General features: G+C 68.0%; 12 protein-coding genes. 9 read left to right on the top strand and 3 right to left on the bottom strand.

Annotation, left to right across the window (positions count from 1 at the left end; translation table 11 throughout):
* Positions 1-65 precede the first annotated feature (65 nt).
* The 9 genes from M1247_RS00625 (at position 66) to M1247_RS00585 (ending at position 12401) form a co-directional block, all read left to right on the top strand.
* The gene (locus tag M1247_RS00625) at positions 66-2432 is read left to right on the top strand and encodes a DUF6049 family protein (RefSeq protein ID WP_317154991.1); all 2367 of its coding nucleotides are present in this window, start codon (positions 66-68) and stop codon (positions 2430-2432) included.
* Complete coding sequence (gene murJ / locus M1247_RS00620; RefSeq protein WP_317154318.1) at positions 2429-6100, top strand: murein biosynthesis integral membrane protein MurJ; 3672 nt, start codon at positions 2429-2431, stop codon at positions 6098-6100. Before M1247_RS00625 ends, murJ begins: the two co-directional genes overlap by 4 nt.
* A 100-nt stretch (positions 6101-6200) precedes the next feature.
* Positions 6201-6875, top strand: a complete 675-nt coding sequence (gene sigM, locus M1247_RS00615) for an RNA polymerase sigma factor SigM (protein WP_317154317.1) — start codon at positions 6201-6203, stop codon at positions 6873-6875.
* Entirely contained in the window at positions 6826-7551 is a 726-nt protein-coding gene (locus tag M1247_RS00610) for an RsmA family anti-sigma factor (protein ID WP_317154316.1), read from the top strand. Before sigM ends, M1247_RS00610 begins: the two co-directional genes overlap by 50 nt.
* Positions 7552-7657: 106 nt before the next feature.
* Positions 7658-8593: a thioredoxin-disulfide reductase gene (trxB, locus tag M1247_RS00605; RefSeq protein ID WP_317154315.1), complete on the top strand. Its 936-nt coding sequence runs from the start codon at positions 7658-7660 to the stop codon at positions 8591-8593.
* A 36-nt stretch (positions 8594-8629) separates the two neighbouring features.
* The gene (gene trxA, locus M1247_RS00600; RefSeq protein WP_458695180.1) at positions 8630-8962 is read left to right on the top strand and encodes a thioredoxin; all 333 of its coding nucleotides are present in this window, start codon (positions 8630-8632) and stop codon (positions 8960-8962) included.
* A 117-nt stretch (positions 8963-9079) separates the two neighbouring features.
* The gene (locus M1247_RS00595) at positions 9080-10270 is read left to right on the top strand and encodes an N-acetylmuramoyl-L-alanine amidase (RefSeq protein WP_317154314.1); all 1191 of its coding nucleotides are present in this window, start codon (positions 9080-9082) and stop codon (positions 10268-10270) included.
* A 205-nt stretch (positions 10271-10475) separates the two neighbouring features.
* Positions 10476-11981 (top strand): SulP family inorganic anion transporter, encoded by a 1506-nt coding sequence (locus tag M1247_RS00590; RefSeq protein WP_317154313.1) that lies wholly within the window; start codon positions 10476-10478, stop codon positions 11979-11981.
* A gap of 21 nt (positions 11982-12002) precedes the next feature.
* Positions 12003-12401, top strand: coding sequence for a MerR family transcriptional regulator (locus M1247_RS00585; RefSeq protein ID WP_317154312.1), 399 nt, complete (start codon positions 12003-12005; stop codon positions 12399-12401).
* Between the two features lie 15 nt (positions 12402-12416).
* On the opposite strand, the gene M1247_RS00580 is transcribed toward M1247_RS00585, so the two are convergent.
* The 3 genes from M1247_RS00580 to M1247_RS00570 form a co-directional block, all read right to left on the bottom strand.
* Positions 12417-13208: an acetyltransferase gene (locus M1247_RS00580; RefSeq protein WP_317154311.1), complete on the bottom strand. Its 792-nt coding sequence runs from the start codon at positions 13206-13208 to the stop codon at positions 12417-12419.
* 229 nt (positions 13209-13437) lie between these two features.
* Entirely contained in the window at positions 13438-14433 is a 996-nt protein-coding gene (locus M1247_RS00575) for a ParB/RepB/Spo0J family partition protein (RefSeq protein WP_317154310.1), read from the bottom strand.
* A gap of 44 nt (positions 14434-14477) precedes the next feature.
* Positions 14478-15449, bottom strand: a complete 972-nt coding sequence (locus tag M1247_RS00570) for a ParA family protein (protein WP_317154309.1) — start codon at positions 15447-15449, stop codon at positions 14478-14480.

The raw sequence follows: 15449 nt of genomic DNA, 5'->3' as shown, positions 1-15449 counted from the left end.
CCGAGCCGCGCAGGCTGTCGATTCCGGCGATGCCCCGCTGGCTGACCACCGTTACGCGCATCGTGATGGTCGCTGCGGTGCTGATACTCGCGTGCGCTCCGGCGTTGGCTCCCCGCGCGAACGCAGGCGAGCCGGGCGAAACCCCGTTCCTGCAGATCCGGATCGACACGGTCACCCCCGAGGTGGTGACCACCACCAGCGAACCCACGGTGACGGTCTCCGGGGTGGTGCTCAATGTGGGTGACCGACCAGTGCGCGATGTGGTGCTCCGGTTGGAGCACGCGCAGGCGGTGACGGCGTCCAGCGCCCTGCGAACCGACCTCACCGGCAGCCTCGACCAATTCCAGCCGGTCGCCGATTTCATCAGTGTCGCACCGGAAATGGGCCGCGGCCAAGCGGTTCCGTTCACGTTGTCCTATCCGTTGCGTGCCGCCGGTACGCCGTCCCTGCAGATCGAGCAGCCCGGCGTGTATCCGCTGCTGGTCAATGTGAACGGCACCCCGGACTACGGCGCACCGGCCCGCCTCGACGACGCCCGGTTCCTGCTGCCGGTACTGGGGGTGCCACCGGATCAGCCCGCCGACGCGGCGTCGGCGGCCGACACGCTCAACGCCGTCGTGCCGCCCGACACCTCCCGACCGGTACGGCTGACGATGCTGTGGCCACTGGCCGACCGGCCGCGGTTGGCGCCAGGCGCCCCTGGCGGCACCACCCCGGTCCGGCTGCTCGACGACGACCTGGCGGTGTCGCTGGCTGCCGGCGGGAGGCTGGACACCCTGCTCTCGGCGGTCGATTTCGCCACCGGACCGACCGTCGATCCTGGCGGGCAGGTCCGCACCGCGCTGTGCCTCGCGGTCGACCCGGACCTGCTGGTCACCGTGAATGCGATGGCCGGGGGCTACGTCGTCAACGAGGGCCCCGACGCGGGCGCGTCCACCCCGACCCGGCCGGGCACCGGGCAGGAGGCCGCGGCGACGTGGCTGAACCGGCTGCGGGCGATCGCACAGCGCATGTGTGTCGCCCCGACCACGTATGCCCAGGCCGATCTCGGCGCGCTGCACCGGGTCGGCGACCCCGGGCTCAGCGCGATCGCCACGAACGGGGCCGGTGACATCGTCGACCAGATCCTGGGCGTCGTCTCGACCCGGGGCGCCAGTCTCGTCGGCGACGGACCGCTGACGGCGCCCGCGCTCGATCTCCTCGCCGCCCAGGGGCAGACCGTCGCGATCGCCGCCGCGAATGTCACTGCCCAGGACTCGGTCACCGGAGCCTCCGAAACCGCCGACGTCACACCGCTGCGGTTCAACCCCGCACTGGTTTCGGCGACATTCGATCCAGCGGTCGGCGCGGCACTGGCCGGGGCGGGGACCGATCCGGGGGCACCGTCCTACCTGGATCCGTCGCTGAACATCCCGGTCAGACACGACTCCGCGACCGCACGCCGCCAGGATGCGCTTGGCGCGGTGCTCTGGCGCGGATTGAATCCCGATGTCGCACCGCGCGACCAGATCCTGATGCCGCCGCTGTTGTGGACCCTCAATGCCGACGACGCGCAGGCCGTCCTCACCACCGTGGCATCCGCCATTCATTCCGGGCTGGCGGTGCCGCGGCCGATGACCGCGGTGATCGCCGAGGGCGACGCGCTGCCCGCCGAGCCCGTGCAGCCGGCGCCGCCGGACACCTTGGGCAATCCACACGGCCGGATCGACGACACGGTCACCGACGGAATCCGTGCGGTGACCGGCAGGCTGTGGGGATTGACGGCGGCGCTGACCACCGACGAGCGCACCGGGCTGACCGGGACGCAGTACACCGCACCGCTGCGCGAGGACATGCTGCGTGCGCTGAGCCAGTCGGTGCCCCCCGAATCCCGCAACGGTCTGGCCCGGCAACGGCTCGACAGCGTGACCCACAGCGTCGAGGACATGTTCGGCGCCGTCACCATCGTCAACCCCGGTGGTTCCTACACCCTGGCCACAGAACGCAGCCCGCTGCCACTGGCGCTGCGCAACGATCTGCCCGTCCCGATCCGGGTGCGGCTGCAGGTCGACGCGCCGCCAGGCATGACTGTCAGCGATATGGGTGAGATCGTGCTGCCGCCGGGCTACCTGCCGTTGCGGGTGCCGATCGAGGTGCACTTCACCCAGCGGGTCGCCGTCGACGTGGCGCTGCGCACGGCCGACGGCGTTCCGCTCGGCGAGCCGGTGCGGTTGTCGGTGCATTCCAACGCCTACGGCAAGGTGCTGTTCTTCATCACCCTCTCGGCGGGCGCGGTGCTGTTCCTGCTCGCCGGTCGCCGACTGTGGCACCGGTTCCGCGGCCAGCCCGACCGCGCCGACCTGGACCGGCCGGACGAACCCGGCGATCCGCTCGACGTCGCACTGGCGTTCCCCCGCGAGGACGCCGATCCACCGGTGGACGGGCCACGATGACGGTGCCGAACCAGGGCGCGCACCACCAGGCCGGAAACACCCCGACCCGGCCGCTGCGGCAGCCGCCCCGGATACCGCATACACCGGGTCCACGACGCCAGGCCGGGCGGCCCGAACTGTCCGACGCCGCCGTGGTGTCCCGCTCCTGGGGGATGGCATTCGCCACGCTGATCTCCCGGATCACCGGGTTCCTGCGGATGGCGCTGCTGGCGTATCTCCTCGGCGATGCCCTCCTGAGTTCGTTTTCGGTGGCCAACCAGCTGCCCAACATGGTGGCCGCGTTGGTGTTGGAGGCCACGTTCACCGCGATCTTCGTGCCGGTCCTGGCGCGCGCCGAACGCGACGACGCCGACGGCGGCACCGCGTTCGTCCGGCGGTTGGTGACGCTGGCGACGAGCCTGCTGCTGGTCGCCACGGTGCTGTCGGTGGCGGGTGCGCCGTTGCTCGTGCGCGTGATGCTGGGCACCGACCCGCAGGTCAACAATCCACTGACGGTCGCCTTTGCCTACCTGCTGTTGCCGCAGGTGCTGTTCTACGGCCTGTCGTCGGTGTTCGCGGCAATCCTGAACACCCGCAACGTGTTCGGGCCCCCGGCCTGGGCCCCGGTGCTCAACAACATCATCGCCATCCTCACCCTGGGCCTGTACATGCTCGTCCCCGGCGAGCTTTCGATCGATCCCGTCGAGATGGGCAACGCCAAACTGCTGGTGCTCGGCATCGGCACCACGCTCGGCGTGGTGGTCCAGACCGCGGTGCTGCTGGTGGCGATCCGGGCCGAACGGATCAGCCTGCGCCCGCTGTGGGGAGTTGACGAGCGGCTCAAGAAGTTCGGCGCCATGGCCGCGGCGATGGTGACCTACGTGTTGATCAGCCAGATCGGCCTGATCGTCGGCAATCAGATCGCCAGCACGGCGGCCGCATCGGGTCCGGCGATCTACAACTACACCTGGCTGGTGCTGCAGCTGCCGTTCGGCATGATCGGGGTCACGGTCCTCACCGTGGTGATGCCCCGGCTGAGCCGGAATGCGGCCGCCAACAACGTGGGTGCGGTGCTCGCCGACCTGTCGCTGGCGACACGGCTCACGATGGTGACGCTGATCCCGATCGTGGCGATGATGACCGTCGGCGGCCCCGCGATCGGCAGCGCCCTGTTCGCCTACGGCAACTTCAGCCCCGCCGCCGCCGGTTACCTCGGCATGGCGATCACCCTGTCGGCGTTCACCCTCATCCCCTACGCCCTGGTGCTCCTGCAGCTGCGGGTGTTCTACGCCCGCGAACAACCGTGGACGCCGATCCTCATCATCGTCGTGGTGACCGCAGTGAAGATCGCGGCCTCGATCGCGGCCCCGCACCTCACCGACAACCCCGACCTGGTCGCCGGCTACCTGGGCCTCGCCAACGGGCTGGGTTTCCTCGCAGGCGCGGTGGTCGGCTACTTCCTGCTGCGGTCCAGCCTGCGCCCGCGCAACGGACGGCTGCTGGACCCGGCGGTGATCCGCACGATCCTGGTGACGATCACCGCATCGCTGATCGCGGCGCTGCTGGCGCAGGTCGCCGACCAGCTGCTCGGGCTGGAATTGCTCACATCTGCCTGGGGCCCCGGCGGATCGCTGCTGCGACTGCTGGCACTCGGGCTGATCATGGCGCCGACCATCGCCGCCGTACTGATCGCCGCGAAGGTTCCGGAGGCCCAGGCCGCGGTGGCGCTGGTCAGGCGCAAGCTCGGGGCCGGCCGCCGGCCAGGCGCCCCGGCGCCGGCGACGGTAGCCGGGCAGATGGTCACCCGGCCCGTCCCACCGCCTCAGCCCGGCGCGGTCACGTACCCTGATCAGAGGAATTCTTCTCCAAATCGGTGGCCGCCGACCCCGGCAGCCACCTGGGGTGAGGCTCCGGCGCCAGTTGCCGGGGCGGGGATGCGGAAAGGACCACCGGTGACCGACGAATCCGCGGGCGGCCCGGCACCTGGCCTGGAAGGGTCCGCGACGACCAAGCTGCCCCAGCAAGCTCCCGACGACTTCCAGCCGGATCCGCCCGCCGAACCGGAGCAGGTCGACGAGCCGACGGCGCAGCCGAACGGCGCCGCCACGGGCCGGCCGCCGGCCGACTACGGCGGCGACCCGACCCGCGAACCGATCTCATTCGTCCCGCCGCGGGAGCCCGCGCTGGAGACCGCCACCGCAGGCGACGACATCCACCTGATCCCCGGGGCCACCATCGCCGACGGCCGCTACCGGCTGCTGGTTTTCCACGGTGGACCGCCCCACCTGCAGTTCTGGCAGGCGCTGGACACCGCGCTGGACCGCCAGGTGGCGCTGACGTTCGTCGATCCCGATGCCACCATGCCCGACGAACAAGTGCAGGAGATCCTTTCCCGCACGCTCAAACTGAGCCGGATCGACGCCCCCGGCATCGCCCGGGTCCTCGACGTCGCCCACAGCGGATCGGGCGGCCTGATCGTGTCTGAGTGGATTCGTGGCGGCTCGCTCACCGAGGTCGCCGACACCTCACCGTCCCCGATCGGCGGGGCGCGGGCCATCCAGTCGCTGGCCGCCGCCGCCGAAGCGGCTCACCGCGCCGGTGTCGCGCTGTCCATCGACCATCCCGGCCGGGTGCGGGTCAGCATCGAAGGCGACGTCGCACTGGCGTTCCCGGCGACCCTGCCCGACGCCTCCCCCGACGATGACATCCGCGGCATCGGCGCCGCGTTGTATGCGCTGCTGGTCAACCGGTGGCCGCTGCCGGAATCCGGGTCGCGCAGTGGATTGGAACCCGCCGCCCTCGACGCCGCGGGCCAACCGGTCGAACCCCGCGCGATCGACCGCGACATCCCGTTCCAGATCTCGGCGGCCGCCGCCCGGGCGGTCCAGCCCGACGGTGGTATCCGCAGCGCCCCCACCCTGCTGAACCTGCTGCAGCAGGCCACCGCGATCGCCGACCGCACCGAATTGCTCGAATCCGTCGAAACACCTGCTGCGCCACCACCGGCCCGGCTACGTCCCAGCGGACCGGACGTCGATGAGGACGCCGCCGCCCGCCGCCGCAAGGGCCTGATCATCGGCGTGTCCGTCGGCGCCGGAATCCTCGTGGTCGCGCTGGTGGTGCTCGCCTCGGTCCTCAACGGCATCTTCGGCGATGTGGGTGGCGGTCTCAACAAGGACGAGCTCGGCTTGAACGCACCGGGCTCGACCACCGAATCCGAGTCGGCCACGGCCACCGGCGGCACGGTGAAACCTGCTCGGGCAACAGTCTTTTCGCCTGAAGGCGAGGCCGATTCGCCCGGTCAGGCGGCGCTGGCCATCGACGGCAACACCAGCACCATGTGGTCGACCGACACGTATTCGGATGCCGCCCCGTTCCCGGGATTCAAGAACGGCGTCGGGCTGTTGCTGCAATTGCCGGAACCCACGGTGATCGGCTCGGTCACCCTCAACGTCACCAGTACCGGCACCGCAGTACAGATCCGCTCGGCTCAGTCCTCGTCGCCTTCGTCACTGTCGGACACCACCGAGTTGAGCCCGCCGACGACCCTCAAACCCGGCTCCAACACCATCTCGGTGGACAGCGCCGATGCCACGTCCAACGTCCTGGTGTGGATATCGACGCTGGGCACCGTCGACGGCAAGAGCCGCAGCGACATCTCCGAAATCACCATCAAAGCCGCATCCTGACCGGTTTATCCCCACCCCGTCACACCATCTGACCAGGTGATGTGGGGGTCCCGGCAAACAAGTGTCCGAGGTGGGTGCCGACAGCGCTTAGTGTTCGGCTGTGGGCAGGTTCGGGGGAACGTCACGGGTGGTGCGCACGCCGGGCGCGCGCTCGGACGCCGAGTTGCTGGCCGCCCACGTGGCCGGGGACCGCTATGCCTTCGCCGAGCTCGTCGCCCGCCATCATGCTCAGTTGCTCCGGCTCGCCTACCTGACCAGCAGGCACCATGACGACGCTGATGACGCGGTCCAGGACGCCCTGCTCTCCGCGCACCGCACCGCCGCATCCTTCCGGTACGACTCGGCGGTGAGCAGTTGGCTGTACCGCATCGTGGTCAACGCGTGCCTGGACCGGCTGCGCCGCGCCAGAACCCAACCCGCAGTGTCACATTGCGAAGGCATCGATCATCTCGACGACATCGGACAGGGGAACCACCTCGGAGATCCGGCCCACCGGGTGGACACCGCGATCATGGTGGAACGGGCACTGCTGAAGTTGCCCGTCGAGCAACGGGCCGCCGTGGTCGCGGTCGACATGCAGGGCTACTCGGTCGCCGAAACCGCTCTGCTGCTGGGGATCGCCGAAGGCACCGTGAAAAGCCGATGTGCGCGTGCCCGAACCAAACTCGCCCGATCACTGCAGTACTTTGATCGCGATACCCATCCGAGCAATAGCGGGGGCAACGATGAACGGCAGCACGCACCCGGTGCCGCCCGACGGGCCCATCTCCCCTGAGCTGCTCGCCGACCTGCAGGCCGGCCTGCTCGACGATGCCGCCGCGACGCGGCTGCGCCACCGGGTCCGCTCCGATCCCGATGCCGCGGCCACGCTGGCCGCCCTGGACCGGGTCCGCCGCGATCTGGCCGCCCTCGGTGCAGACCACGAATCCGCCCCGCAGGTTCCCCCCGAGGCCGCTGCGCGCATCGGGGCCACGCTGCGGGCCGCCGCGCCACCCGCTCATGCCGCAGGCTCCCAGGGCCACCGCCTACGGCTGTTCGGCGCGATCGCGGGGGCCTGTGCGGCCGTGCTGGCCATCGGGCTGGGTGTCGGCACCTTGCTACGGGCGCCGGACCGCCCGCCGGCGCCCATCCGCGTCGGGCAACTCACGGTGTCCCCGCCGCCGCTGGACATCGGGCTGTCCACATCCCAGATTCTGGAGTTGCTGGCCGTCCCGCCCGAGCTGGGGCCGCTGTCCGATCCGCAGCGCAGGGCCGCGTGTCTGTCCACCCTGGGTTACCCGTCGGGGGTCCGGGTCCTCGGCGGGCGTGGGCTCGACCTCCTGGGCCGGCAGCAGGTGCTGGTGCTGCTGGCGGCTGACACCCCGAACACCGTCGTGGGGCTCGTGCTGGCCCCGGACTGCGACGCCTCACACACCGGGCTGCTCACCAAGACCACGCTCACCCGTCCGTAGTCTGTCCTCACGTCGCCGGGGAACAGCGCGGCCTAGGCTGGCGTTGCTCCCCATGCGGTCCTAGTTTGTTCGCGTCCGCGTGCCGAAGTCCGGCAGAAAGGCCCTCATGACCACCTCACCGACGGTTCACGACGTCATCATCATCGGTTCCGGTCCGGCCGGGTACACCGCGGCGGTCTACGCCGCCCGCGCCCAGCTCAAGCCGCTTGTCTTCGAAGGCACCCAGTTCGGTGGCGCGCTGATGACCACCACCGAGGTGGAGAATTACCCCGGCTTCCGCAACGGCATCACCGGCCCCGAGTTGATGGACGAGATGCGCGAGCAGGCCCTGCGGTTCGGCGCCGACCTGCGCATGGAGGACGTGGACGCCGTCTCGCTGGACGGGCCGGTGAAATCGGTCACCGTCGGCGACGAGACCTTCCAGGCCCGCTCCGTGATCCTGGCGATGGGTGCAGCCGCCCGCCACCTCGGCGTCCCCGGTGAAGAGGCGCTGACCGGCATGGGCGTGAGCACCTGCGCGACCTGCGACGGCTTCTTCTTCCGCGACGAGGACATCGTGGTGGTCGGCGGCGGCGACTCGGCGATGGAGGAGGCCACCTTCCTCACCCGGTTCGCCCGCAGCGTGACCCTGATCCACCGCCGCGACGAGTTCCGCGCCTCGAAGATCATGCTCGAGCGCGCCCGCGCGAACGACAAGATCACCTTCCTGACCAACACCGAGATCACCGAGGTCGAAGGCAACCCGAAGGTCACCGGCGTGCGGCTGCGCGACACCGTGACCGGCGAGGAGTCCAAGCTCGCGGTCACCGGCGTGTTCGTGGCGATCGGCCATGATCCGCGCTCGGAGTTGGTCCGCGGCCAGATCGAGCTCGACGACGAAGGTTATGTGCTGGTCGCCGGTCGCACCACCGCAACGTCGGTCGACGGTGTGTTCGCCTCGGGCGACCTGGTGGACCACACCTACCGGCAGGCCATCACCGCGGCAGGCAGCGGGTGTGCGGCGGCCATCGACACCGAGCGTTGGCTTGCTGACAACGAATGAGCCCCAACAGTTTTCGACCCGACAGGAGAAATACCCATGAGTGAGGACAGCGCAACCGTAGCGGTCACCGACGATTCGTTCTCGGCTGACGTGCTGACCAACAGCACCCCGGTGTTGGTGGACTTCTGGGCCACGTGGTGCGGACCGTGCAAGATGGTCGCCCCGGTGCTCGAGGAGATCGCCGCCGAGAAGGCCGGTGATCTGGTGGTGGCCAAGCTCGACGTGGACGCCAACCCGGCCACCGCCCGCGACTTCCAGGTGGTGTCGATCCCGACCATGATCCTGTTCAAGGACGGCGCTCCGGTGAAGCGCATCGTGGGGGCCAAGGGTAAGGCCGCGCTGCTGCGCGAACTGTCCGACGCCCTCTGAGTGCGCACGTCCGACGTGCGGAGCTCGCCTGCCGTTTTCCGGATTCTGATGGAAATCTGAGACAATGGCGACCAGCTAGTCCGGCAGAGTGCTGGCGGCCAGCCTGGAGGGGCCCGTATGTCGAGTCTGCGTCGCGGTGATCGTGGCGGTGCGGTCGCAGAGGTCCGGGCGGCGTTGGCCGCACTGGGTCTCATCGACAACCCCGATGCCGATCTGAGCACTGGCAGGCACGTTGCGCTGGATGCCTTCGACGACGAACTCGACCAGGCTGTGCGGGCGTTTCAGCAGCGTCGTGGGCTGCTGGTGGACGGCATCGTCGGGGAGGCCACCTACCGTGCATTGCGGGAGGCCTCTTACCGCCTCGGTGCCCGAACACTGGTGCACCAGTTCGGCGCGCCCATGTACGGCGACGACGTGGCGACCCTGCAGGCCCGCTTGCAGGACCTCGGCTTCTACACCGGCATGGTCGACGGGCATTTCGGCCTGCAGACCCACAACGGACTGAGTTCATACCAGCGCGAGTACGGGTTGTATCCAGACGGCATCTGCGGCCCGGAAACCCTACGCTCGCTGTACTTCCTGGGATCCCGGGTGACCGGTGGCTCCCCGCATGCCATCCGCGAGGAAGAGTTGGTACGGCGTTCGGGACCGAGGCTGTCCGGTAAGCGCGTGATCATCGATCCAGGCCGCGGTGGGGCCGATCACGGCTTGATCATGCATGGTCCCGACGGTCCGATCAGCGAAGCGGACATCCTGTGGGACTTGGCCAGTCGACTCGAGGGCCGGATGACGGCCATCGGTATGGACACTTTCACCTCGCGGCCGGCCAACGCCAGCCCGACGGATGCGGAGCGGGCCGGAACAGCCAACACGGTGGGCGCCGATCTGATGATCAGCCTGCGCTGCGCCACCCAGTCCAGTCCGGCCGCCAATGGGGTCGGGTCCTTCCACTTCGGCAACTCGCACGGGTCGGTGTCCACCATCGGCCGCAACCTTGCCGATTTCATTCAGCGGGAAGTGGTGGCGCGCACCGGGTTACGTGACTGCCGCTCGCATGGCCGCACCTGGGATCTGCTGCGGTTGACCCGGATGCCGACCGTGCAGGTCGACATCGGCTACGTCACCAATCCACGCGATCGCGGCCTGCTGGTGTCCTCCCAGACCCGCGACGCCATCGCCGAGGGCATCCTCGCCGCGGTCAAGCGGCTGTACCTGCTCGGCAAGAATGACCGTCCCACCGGGACTTTCACCTTCGCCGAACTGCTGGCACATGAGCTCTCCGTCGAGCAGGCGTCCCGCGGCGCCTGAGCCCGAGCCGGCGGCCGGGAAATGACAGCCACTCTCCCCTTGGGGTAGAGTTCGGAATCGCTGCCGCACGCGCCGGTTCTGCGCTCGAACACAAGACGTCCAGCTGAGCCCTTATTTCGTGCTGCGGCAATACTTTTCGCGCAATGTAGCGCGTGTGCAGATCATGCGCCGCACGGGTACCGTCGCGGTGCCGAACGGAGCTGTGATGCAAGGGCTGACCCATCAGATGACGCCGCGGGACCAACAATCGGTACTCGCAGCGCTGCGCTCGCCCCGCCGGCTACGGACCGAGGTCCTCGCCGGCCTGGTCGTGGCGCTGGCCCTGATCCCCGAGGCGATCTCGTTCTCCATCATCGCCGGCGTTGACCCTCGGATCGGTCTTTTCGCCTCATTCACGATGGCCGTGACGATCTCGATCGTCGGAGGGCGTCCCGCCATGATTTCAGCGGCGACCGGCGCCGTCGCGCTGGTGGTCGCGCCGCTCGTACACAGCCACGGCCTGGACTACCTGATCGCGACCGTGATCCTGGCCGGGATCCTGCAACTGGTACTCGGCGCCCTCGGCGTCGCCAAGCTCATGCGCTTTGTACCGCGCAGCGTGATGGTCGGATTCGTCAATGCCCTGGCGATCCTGATCTTTCTCTCCCAGCTGCCCCACCTTTTCGGCGTGCCCTGGCTGGTCTACCCGATGGTCGCGGCGGCCATCGCGATGATCGTGGTGCTGCCGAAACTGACCACCGCCGTGCCGGCTCCCCTGGTGGCCATCCTGCTGCTCACCGCGGCGACGGTCGGATTCGGCTGGGCGGTACCGAATGTGGGCGACGAAGGAGAGTTGCCGTCCAGCCTGCCGAGCCTGCTGCTCCCCGACGTCCCGTTCAATCTGCACACCCTCGGCGTCATCGCGCCCTACGCACTCACCATGGCCGTGGTCGGACTGCTCGAATCGCTGATGACGGCGAAACTCGTCGACGACATCACCGATACCCACTCCAACAAATCCCGCGAGGCGCTCGGACAGGGCGTGGCCAACGTCGTCACCGGTTTCTTCGGCGGTATGGGCGGCTGCGCGATGATCGGCCAGACCATGATCAACGTCAAGGTGTCGGGCGCCCGCACCCGCATCTCCACTTTCCTCGCCGGGTCGTTCCTGCTCGCGCTGGTCGTCGGGCTCGGTGACATCGTCGCCCAGATTCCCATGGCCGCCCTCGTCGCGGTGATGATCATGGTGGCGGTGGGCACCCTGGATTGGCACAGCGTCAGCCCGAAAACGTTGCGCCGCATGCCGAAAAGCGAAACCACCGTCATGCTGGCCACCGTCGCGGTCACGGTGGCCACCGACAACCTCGCCTACGGTGTGGCCGTCGGCACGCTCACCGCCATGGTGCTGTTCGCCCGTCGCGTTGCCCATCTCACCCAGGTGATCGACATCGCCCACCCCGACGAGGACACCCGCGTCTACGCGGTCAAGGGCGAGTTGTTCTTCGCCTCCAGTAACGATCTGGTCTATCAGTTCGACTACGTCGGCGACCCCGACAACGTGATCATCGACATGAGCGACGCTCACATCTGGGATGCCTCCACCGTGGCCACCCTCGACGCCATCACCACCAAATATGCTGCGAAAGGTAAGACCGCCACCATCATCGGCATGAACGACAACAGCGCCGAACGTCATCGGCGCCTCAGCGGCCGCCTCGACTCCGCGCACTAGACCCATCGGGAAGGTACTTCGTTGAGCCACGACGTCGGGCGAGGCCACCTGCAGATCGGCGAGGTCGCCGCCCGAACTGAGCTGTCCATCAAAACGATCCGGCATTATGACGAGGTCGGGCTTGTGGTTCCGTCGGCGCGGTCCACCGGAGGGTTTCGCCTGTACACCGCCGATGATGTCGACCGCCTGCTCGCGATCCGCCGGATGAAGCCGCTGGGCTTCAGCCTTGACGAGATGCGCGCCCTGCTGGCCGCGATCGACACGCTCACCACCGAGAGTGCGCCCGAAGATGAATGCGCCCAAGCCATTGCCTATGTCGGCGAATGCCACGGCCGCGCTCGAGAAGCCTGTGAGAAACTCAGCCGCCAGCTCGACTACGCGCACGAACTCACCGCGCAGCTCGCGCAGTACCGTGGCTAGCACGCGGGACAGCGCTCAACCCCCGTAGCGGGCAACGCTTTTCATCGCGGGTCCGGTCATCGCGGCACCGGTCATCCCGGCACCCACCGGCATCTCCAAACGGGCGCTCTCCAACAGTCTCTCGAGCGCCGCCTCCACCTCAGCCTTCCAGCCGAGACCCTTGTCGAGCTCCAGGCGTAACCGCGGAAAATACTGGTGGGCAGAGACCACCACAAAACCGATGTCCTGCAGGAAATCGGCGTCGGTCATGCATTTGTCGACCGAACAGTCCCCCAGCACCGTCGTGACCGCGGCCAGGTCGTCGGGGACCGCCCCGGATTCATTCAGTTCGGTTGCCGCGGTCGTGTACCCGAATGCTTCCAGGGCACGCACGCCACGCCGCACGAGATCACCAACCACCCCGGCGAGCAGGCTTGCCGTCACACCGTGGGTGTCCTCGCTGCCGTCGACCCCCACTCCGGTCAAGAGGACCGCGTCAGCACTGACCGGTCCGCTGGGATAGAGCCGGGCGCGCGGCACCGCACCCGGCGGGGCGTAGAACGCATACCCGAGACAGGCCTCGTCGCCGGTGATCGGCGGGCCGAACTCGCTTCCATCGTCCGGCGGTGCCTGCACAGCCAACTGCCCGCAGGACCCCCACTCCAGCATGACCATCGACAGCCACGCTTCCTTCTCGAACTCGGGGTCGCTGAGATGGTCGTCGGTGCCGAGGGTGGACGGATCGACCTCCCAGAAGACACACCGCCGCGCGTGCTTGGGCAGCTGCTCGAATCCCTCGAGCCGAAGCGGCGTGATACGTGCTGACACTAGACTCCCCAGGTTTCACACGGCGCTACCGTGCGTGGCTGTACCTCAAGTTTAGGAGAGCTGGCCGACGATGGCCCAGTGCGTCGGCAATCTCTTGTCCCGGAAGCGGCGTGCAAGCGGAATACCATGTCGCACAAGTGCTTTCCTCTGTCAGGGGTGTCGAAAAGGCTTGCTCTGGACACTATCTGTCACAGTGACGTAACGGCCCGGTGTCACCGGTCGTAGGTCTTCACTGCTCTTGGGCACTCATAATGTCCACGATTCGCTGCAGATCATCGACCGAGCCGAACTCCACCACGATCTTGCCTTTTCGTTTGCCGAGGCTCACGGTGACGCGGGTGTCGAACGCCGTCGAGAGCTTCTCGGCAACATCCTGTAGGCCGGGCATCTGGATCGGCTTGCGTCTGGGTGCGGGTTGGGTCTTGCCGTCCCGGTTGGCCAGTGTGACGGCCTCCTCGGTGGCGCGCACCGACAGTCCCTCGGCGACGATTCGCGCGGCCAGTTCCTCTTGCTGCTCGGGGCTGCCCTCGAGCGACAGCAATGCGCGGGCATGTCCGGCCGACAGCACGCCTGCGGCCACCCGGCGCTGGACCGCGATCGGAAGGCGGAGCAGTCGGATCATGTTCGAGATCAGCGGTCGGGACCGGCCGATGCGGGCCGCGAGTTCGTCGTGGGTGACCGCGAACTCCTCGAGCAGCTGTTGATAGGCCGCGGCCTCTTCCAACGGATTCAGCTGCGCCCGGTGAATGTTCTCCAACAGTGCGTCGCGCAGCATGCTGTCATCGGCGGTCTCCCGCACGATCGCAGGAATGGTATCCAGGCCGACCTCTTGAGCGGCGCGCCACCGCCGCTCCCCCATCACCAGTTGATAGCGGATCGGCCCTTCGCCCTCGACCGTCCGCACCACGATCGGCTGCATGAGGCCGAACTCGCGGATGGAATGCACCAGTTCGGCCAAGGCCTCCTCATCGAAGGCCTGGCGCGGCTGCCGCGGATTCGGTTCGATCGCGGCGGGGTCGATCTCGCGGTACGTCGCACCAACGTCCTCAGTGGCAGCCGTGGCCGGGGCTGGAGGCGGAGCGGTGGGTGAACCCATCAGCACATCGGCCGCAGTATCGCCGATCCGTGGACTCAATGCGTCGCTGCCGTCCTCGGCCGGCCCGGTCGGGATGAGAGACGCCAGACCTCTGCCTAGACCGCTGCGCTTCCGTGCCGCCTGATTCATGCTCGTCTCCTACCCATCACTGCGAACTACTGACTTGGTCACGATCACCGGGTGCGATCCGGTGCACCACGCTCGGCGATCTCACGACTGGCATCGAGGTAACTCATCGCACCGCGGGAGCCGGGATCGTAGTCAAGGATCGTCATCCCGTAACCGGGCGCTTCGGACACCTTCACGCTGCGAGGAATTACGGTCCGAAGGACCTTGTCCCCAAAGTGCTCCCGCACGTCCTCAGCGACCTGATCGGCAAGTCTGGTCCGCCCGTCGTACATGGTCAGTATCACGGTGGACACCGACAATTCCGGGTTGAGATGCGACTTGACCATCTCGATGTTCCGCAACAGCTGACCGACGCCCTCCAGCGCGTAGTACTCGCACTGGATCGGGATCAGCACCTCCGGCGCCGCCACCAGAGCATTGATGGTGAGCAGACCGAGTGAGGGTGGGCAGTCGATGAAGACATAGTCGAAGTTGTGGTGCTTGAGTTCTGTGAGCGCGGTGCGAAGCCGACCCTCACGGGCCACCATGCTGACCAACTCGATCTCGGCGCCTGCCAGATCGATGGTCGCTGGGATGCAGTACAGCCGTTCATTGTGCGGACTCTGCTGCAGCGCCTCGTCCACAGGGATGTCTCCGATCAGCACTTCGTAGGAGGACGGCGTCCCCGGCCGATGTTCGATGCTCAGCGCGGTGCTGGCGTTGCCCTGCGGGTCGAGGTCGATCACCAGGGTGCGCAACCCCTGGAGCGCGAGCGCGGCCGCGATATTCACCGCAGTCGTCGTCTTACCGACGCCGCCCTTCTGATTTGCGATCGTGAAGACGCGCTGCTTCGTGGGTTGCGGAAGGCGGCCTCCAGACGTGTGCAAAACCCGCGTCGCGCGTTCAGCCTCCGCCGCGATGGGGGTGTCCATGCCGGTGTCCGTGGTCCACGTCGACCGATCGGCGCCCTTCCATGTTTCACGTGAAACATCTGAATTGCCGGCCACGCCGGCAGCCTTCTTAGGACCCGAACCCAT

It is taken from the genome of Mycobacterium appelbergii (genome assembly GCF_032883035.1).
GTDB classification, from domain to species: domain Bacteria; phylum Actinomycetota; class Actinomycetes; order Mycobacteriales; family Mycobacteriaceae; genus Mycobacterium; species Mycobacterium appelbergii.
The sequence above is the reverse complement of the archived record's forward strand: the minus strand, read 5'-3'. Positions and strand labels throughout refer to the sequence as shown.

Bases quoted from the DNA above. Each gene is read 5' to 3' on its own strand.
- M1247_RS00625 (WP_317154991.1), top strand. From the start codon at position 66: ATGGTCGCTGCGGTGCTGATACTCGCGTGCGCTCCGGCGTTGGCTCCC.
- murJ (WP_317154318.1), top strand. From the start codon at position 2,429: ATGACGGTGCCGAACCAGGGCGCGCACCACCAGGCCGGAAACACCCCG.
- M1247_RS00610 (WP_317154316.1), top strand. From the start codon at position 6,826: ATGAACGGCAGCACGCACCCGGTGCCGCCCGACGGGCCCATCTCCCCT.
- trxB (WP_317154315.1), top strand. From the start codon at position 7,658: ATGACCACCTCACCGACGGTTCACGACGTCATCATCATCGGTTCCGGT.
- trxA (WP_458695180.1), top strand. From the start codon at position 8,630: ATGAGTGAGGACAGCGCAACCGTAGCGGTCACCGACGATTCGTTCTCG.
- M1247_RS00595 (WP_317154314.1), top strand. From the start codon at position 9,080: ATGTCGAGTCTGCGTCGCGGTGATCGTGGCGGTGCGGTCGCAGAGGTC.
- M1247_RS00590 (WP_317154313.1), top strand. From the start codon at position 10,476: ATGCAAGGGCTGACCCATCAGATGACGCCGCGGGACCAACAATCGGTA.
- M1247_RS00575 (WP_317154310.1), bottom strand. From the start codon at position 14,433: ATGAATCAGGCGGCACGGAAGCGCAGCGGTCTAGGCAGAGGTCTGGCG.
- M1247_RS00570 (WP_317154309.1), bottom strand. From the start codon at position 15,449: ATGGGTTCGGGTCCTAAGAAGGCTGCCGGCGTGGCCGGCAATTCAGAT.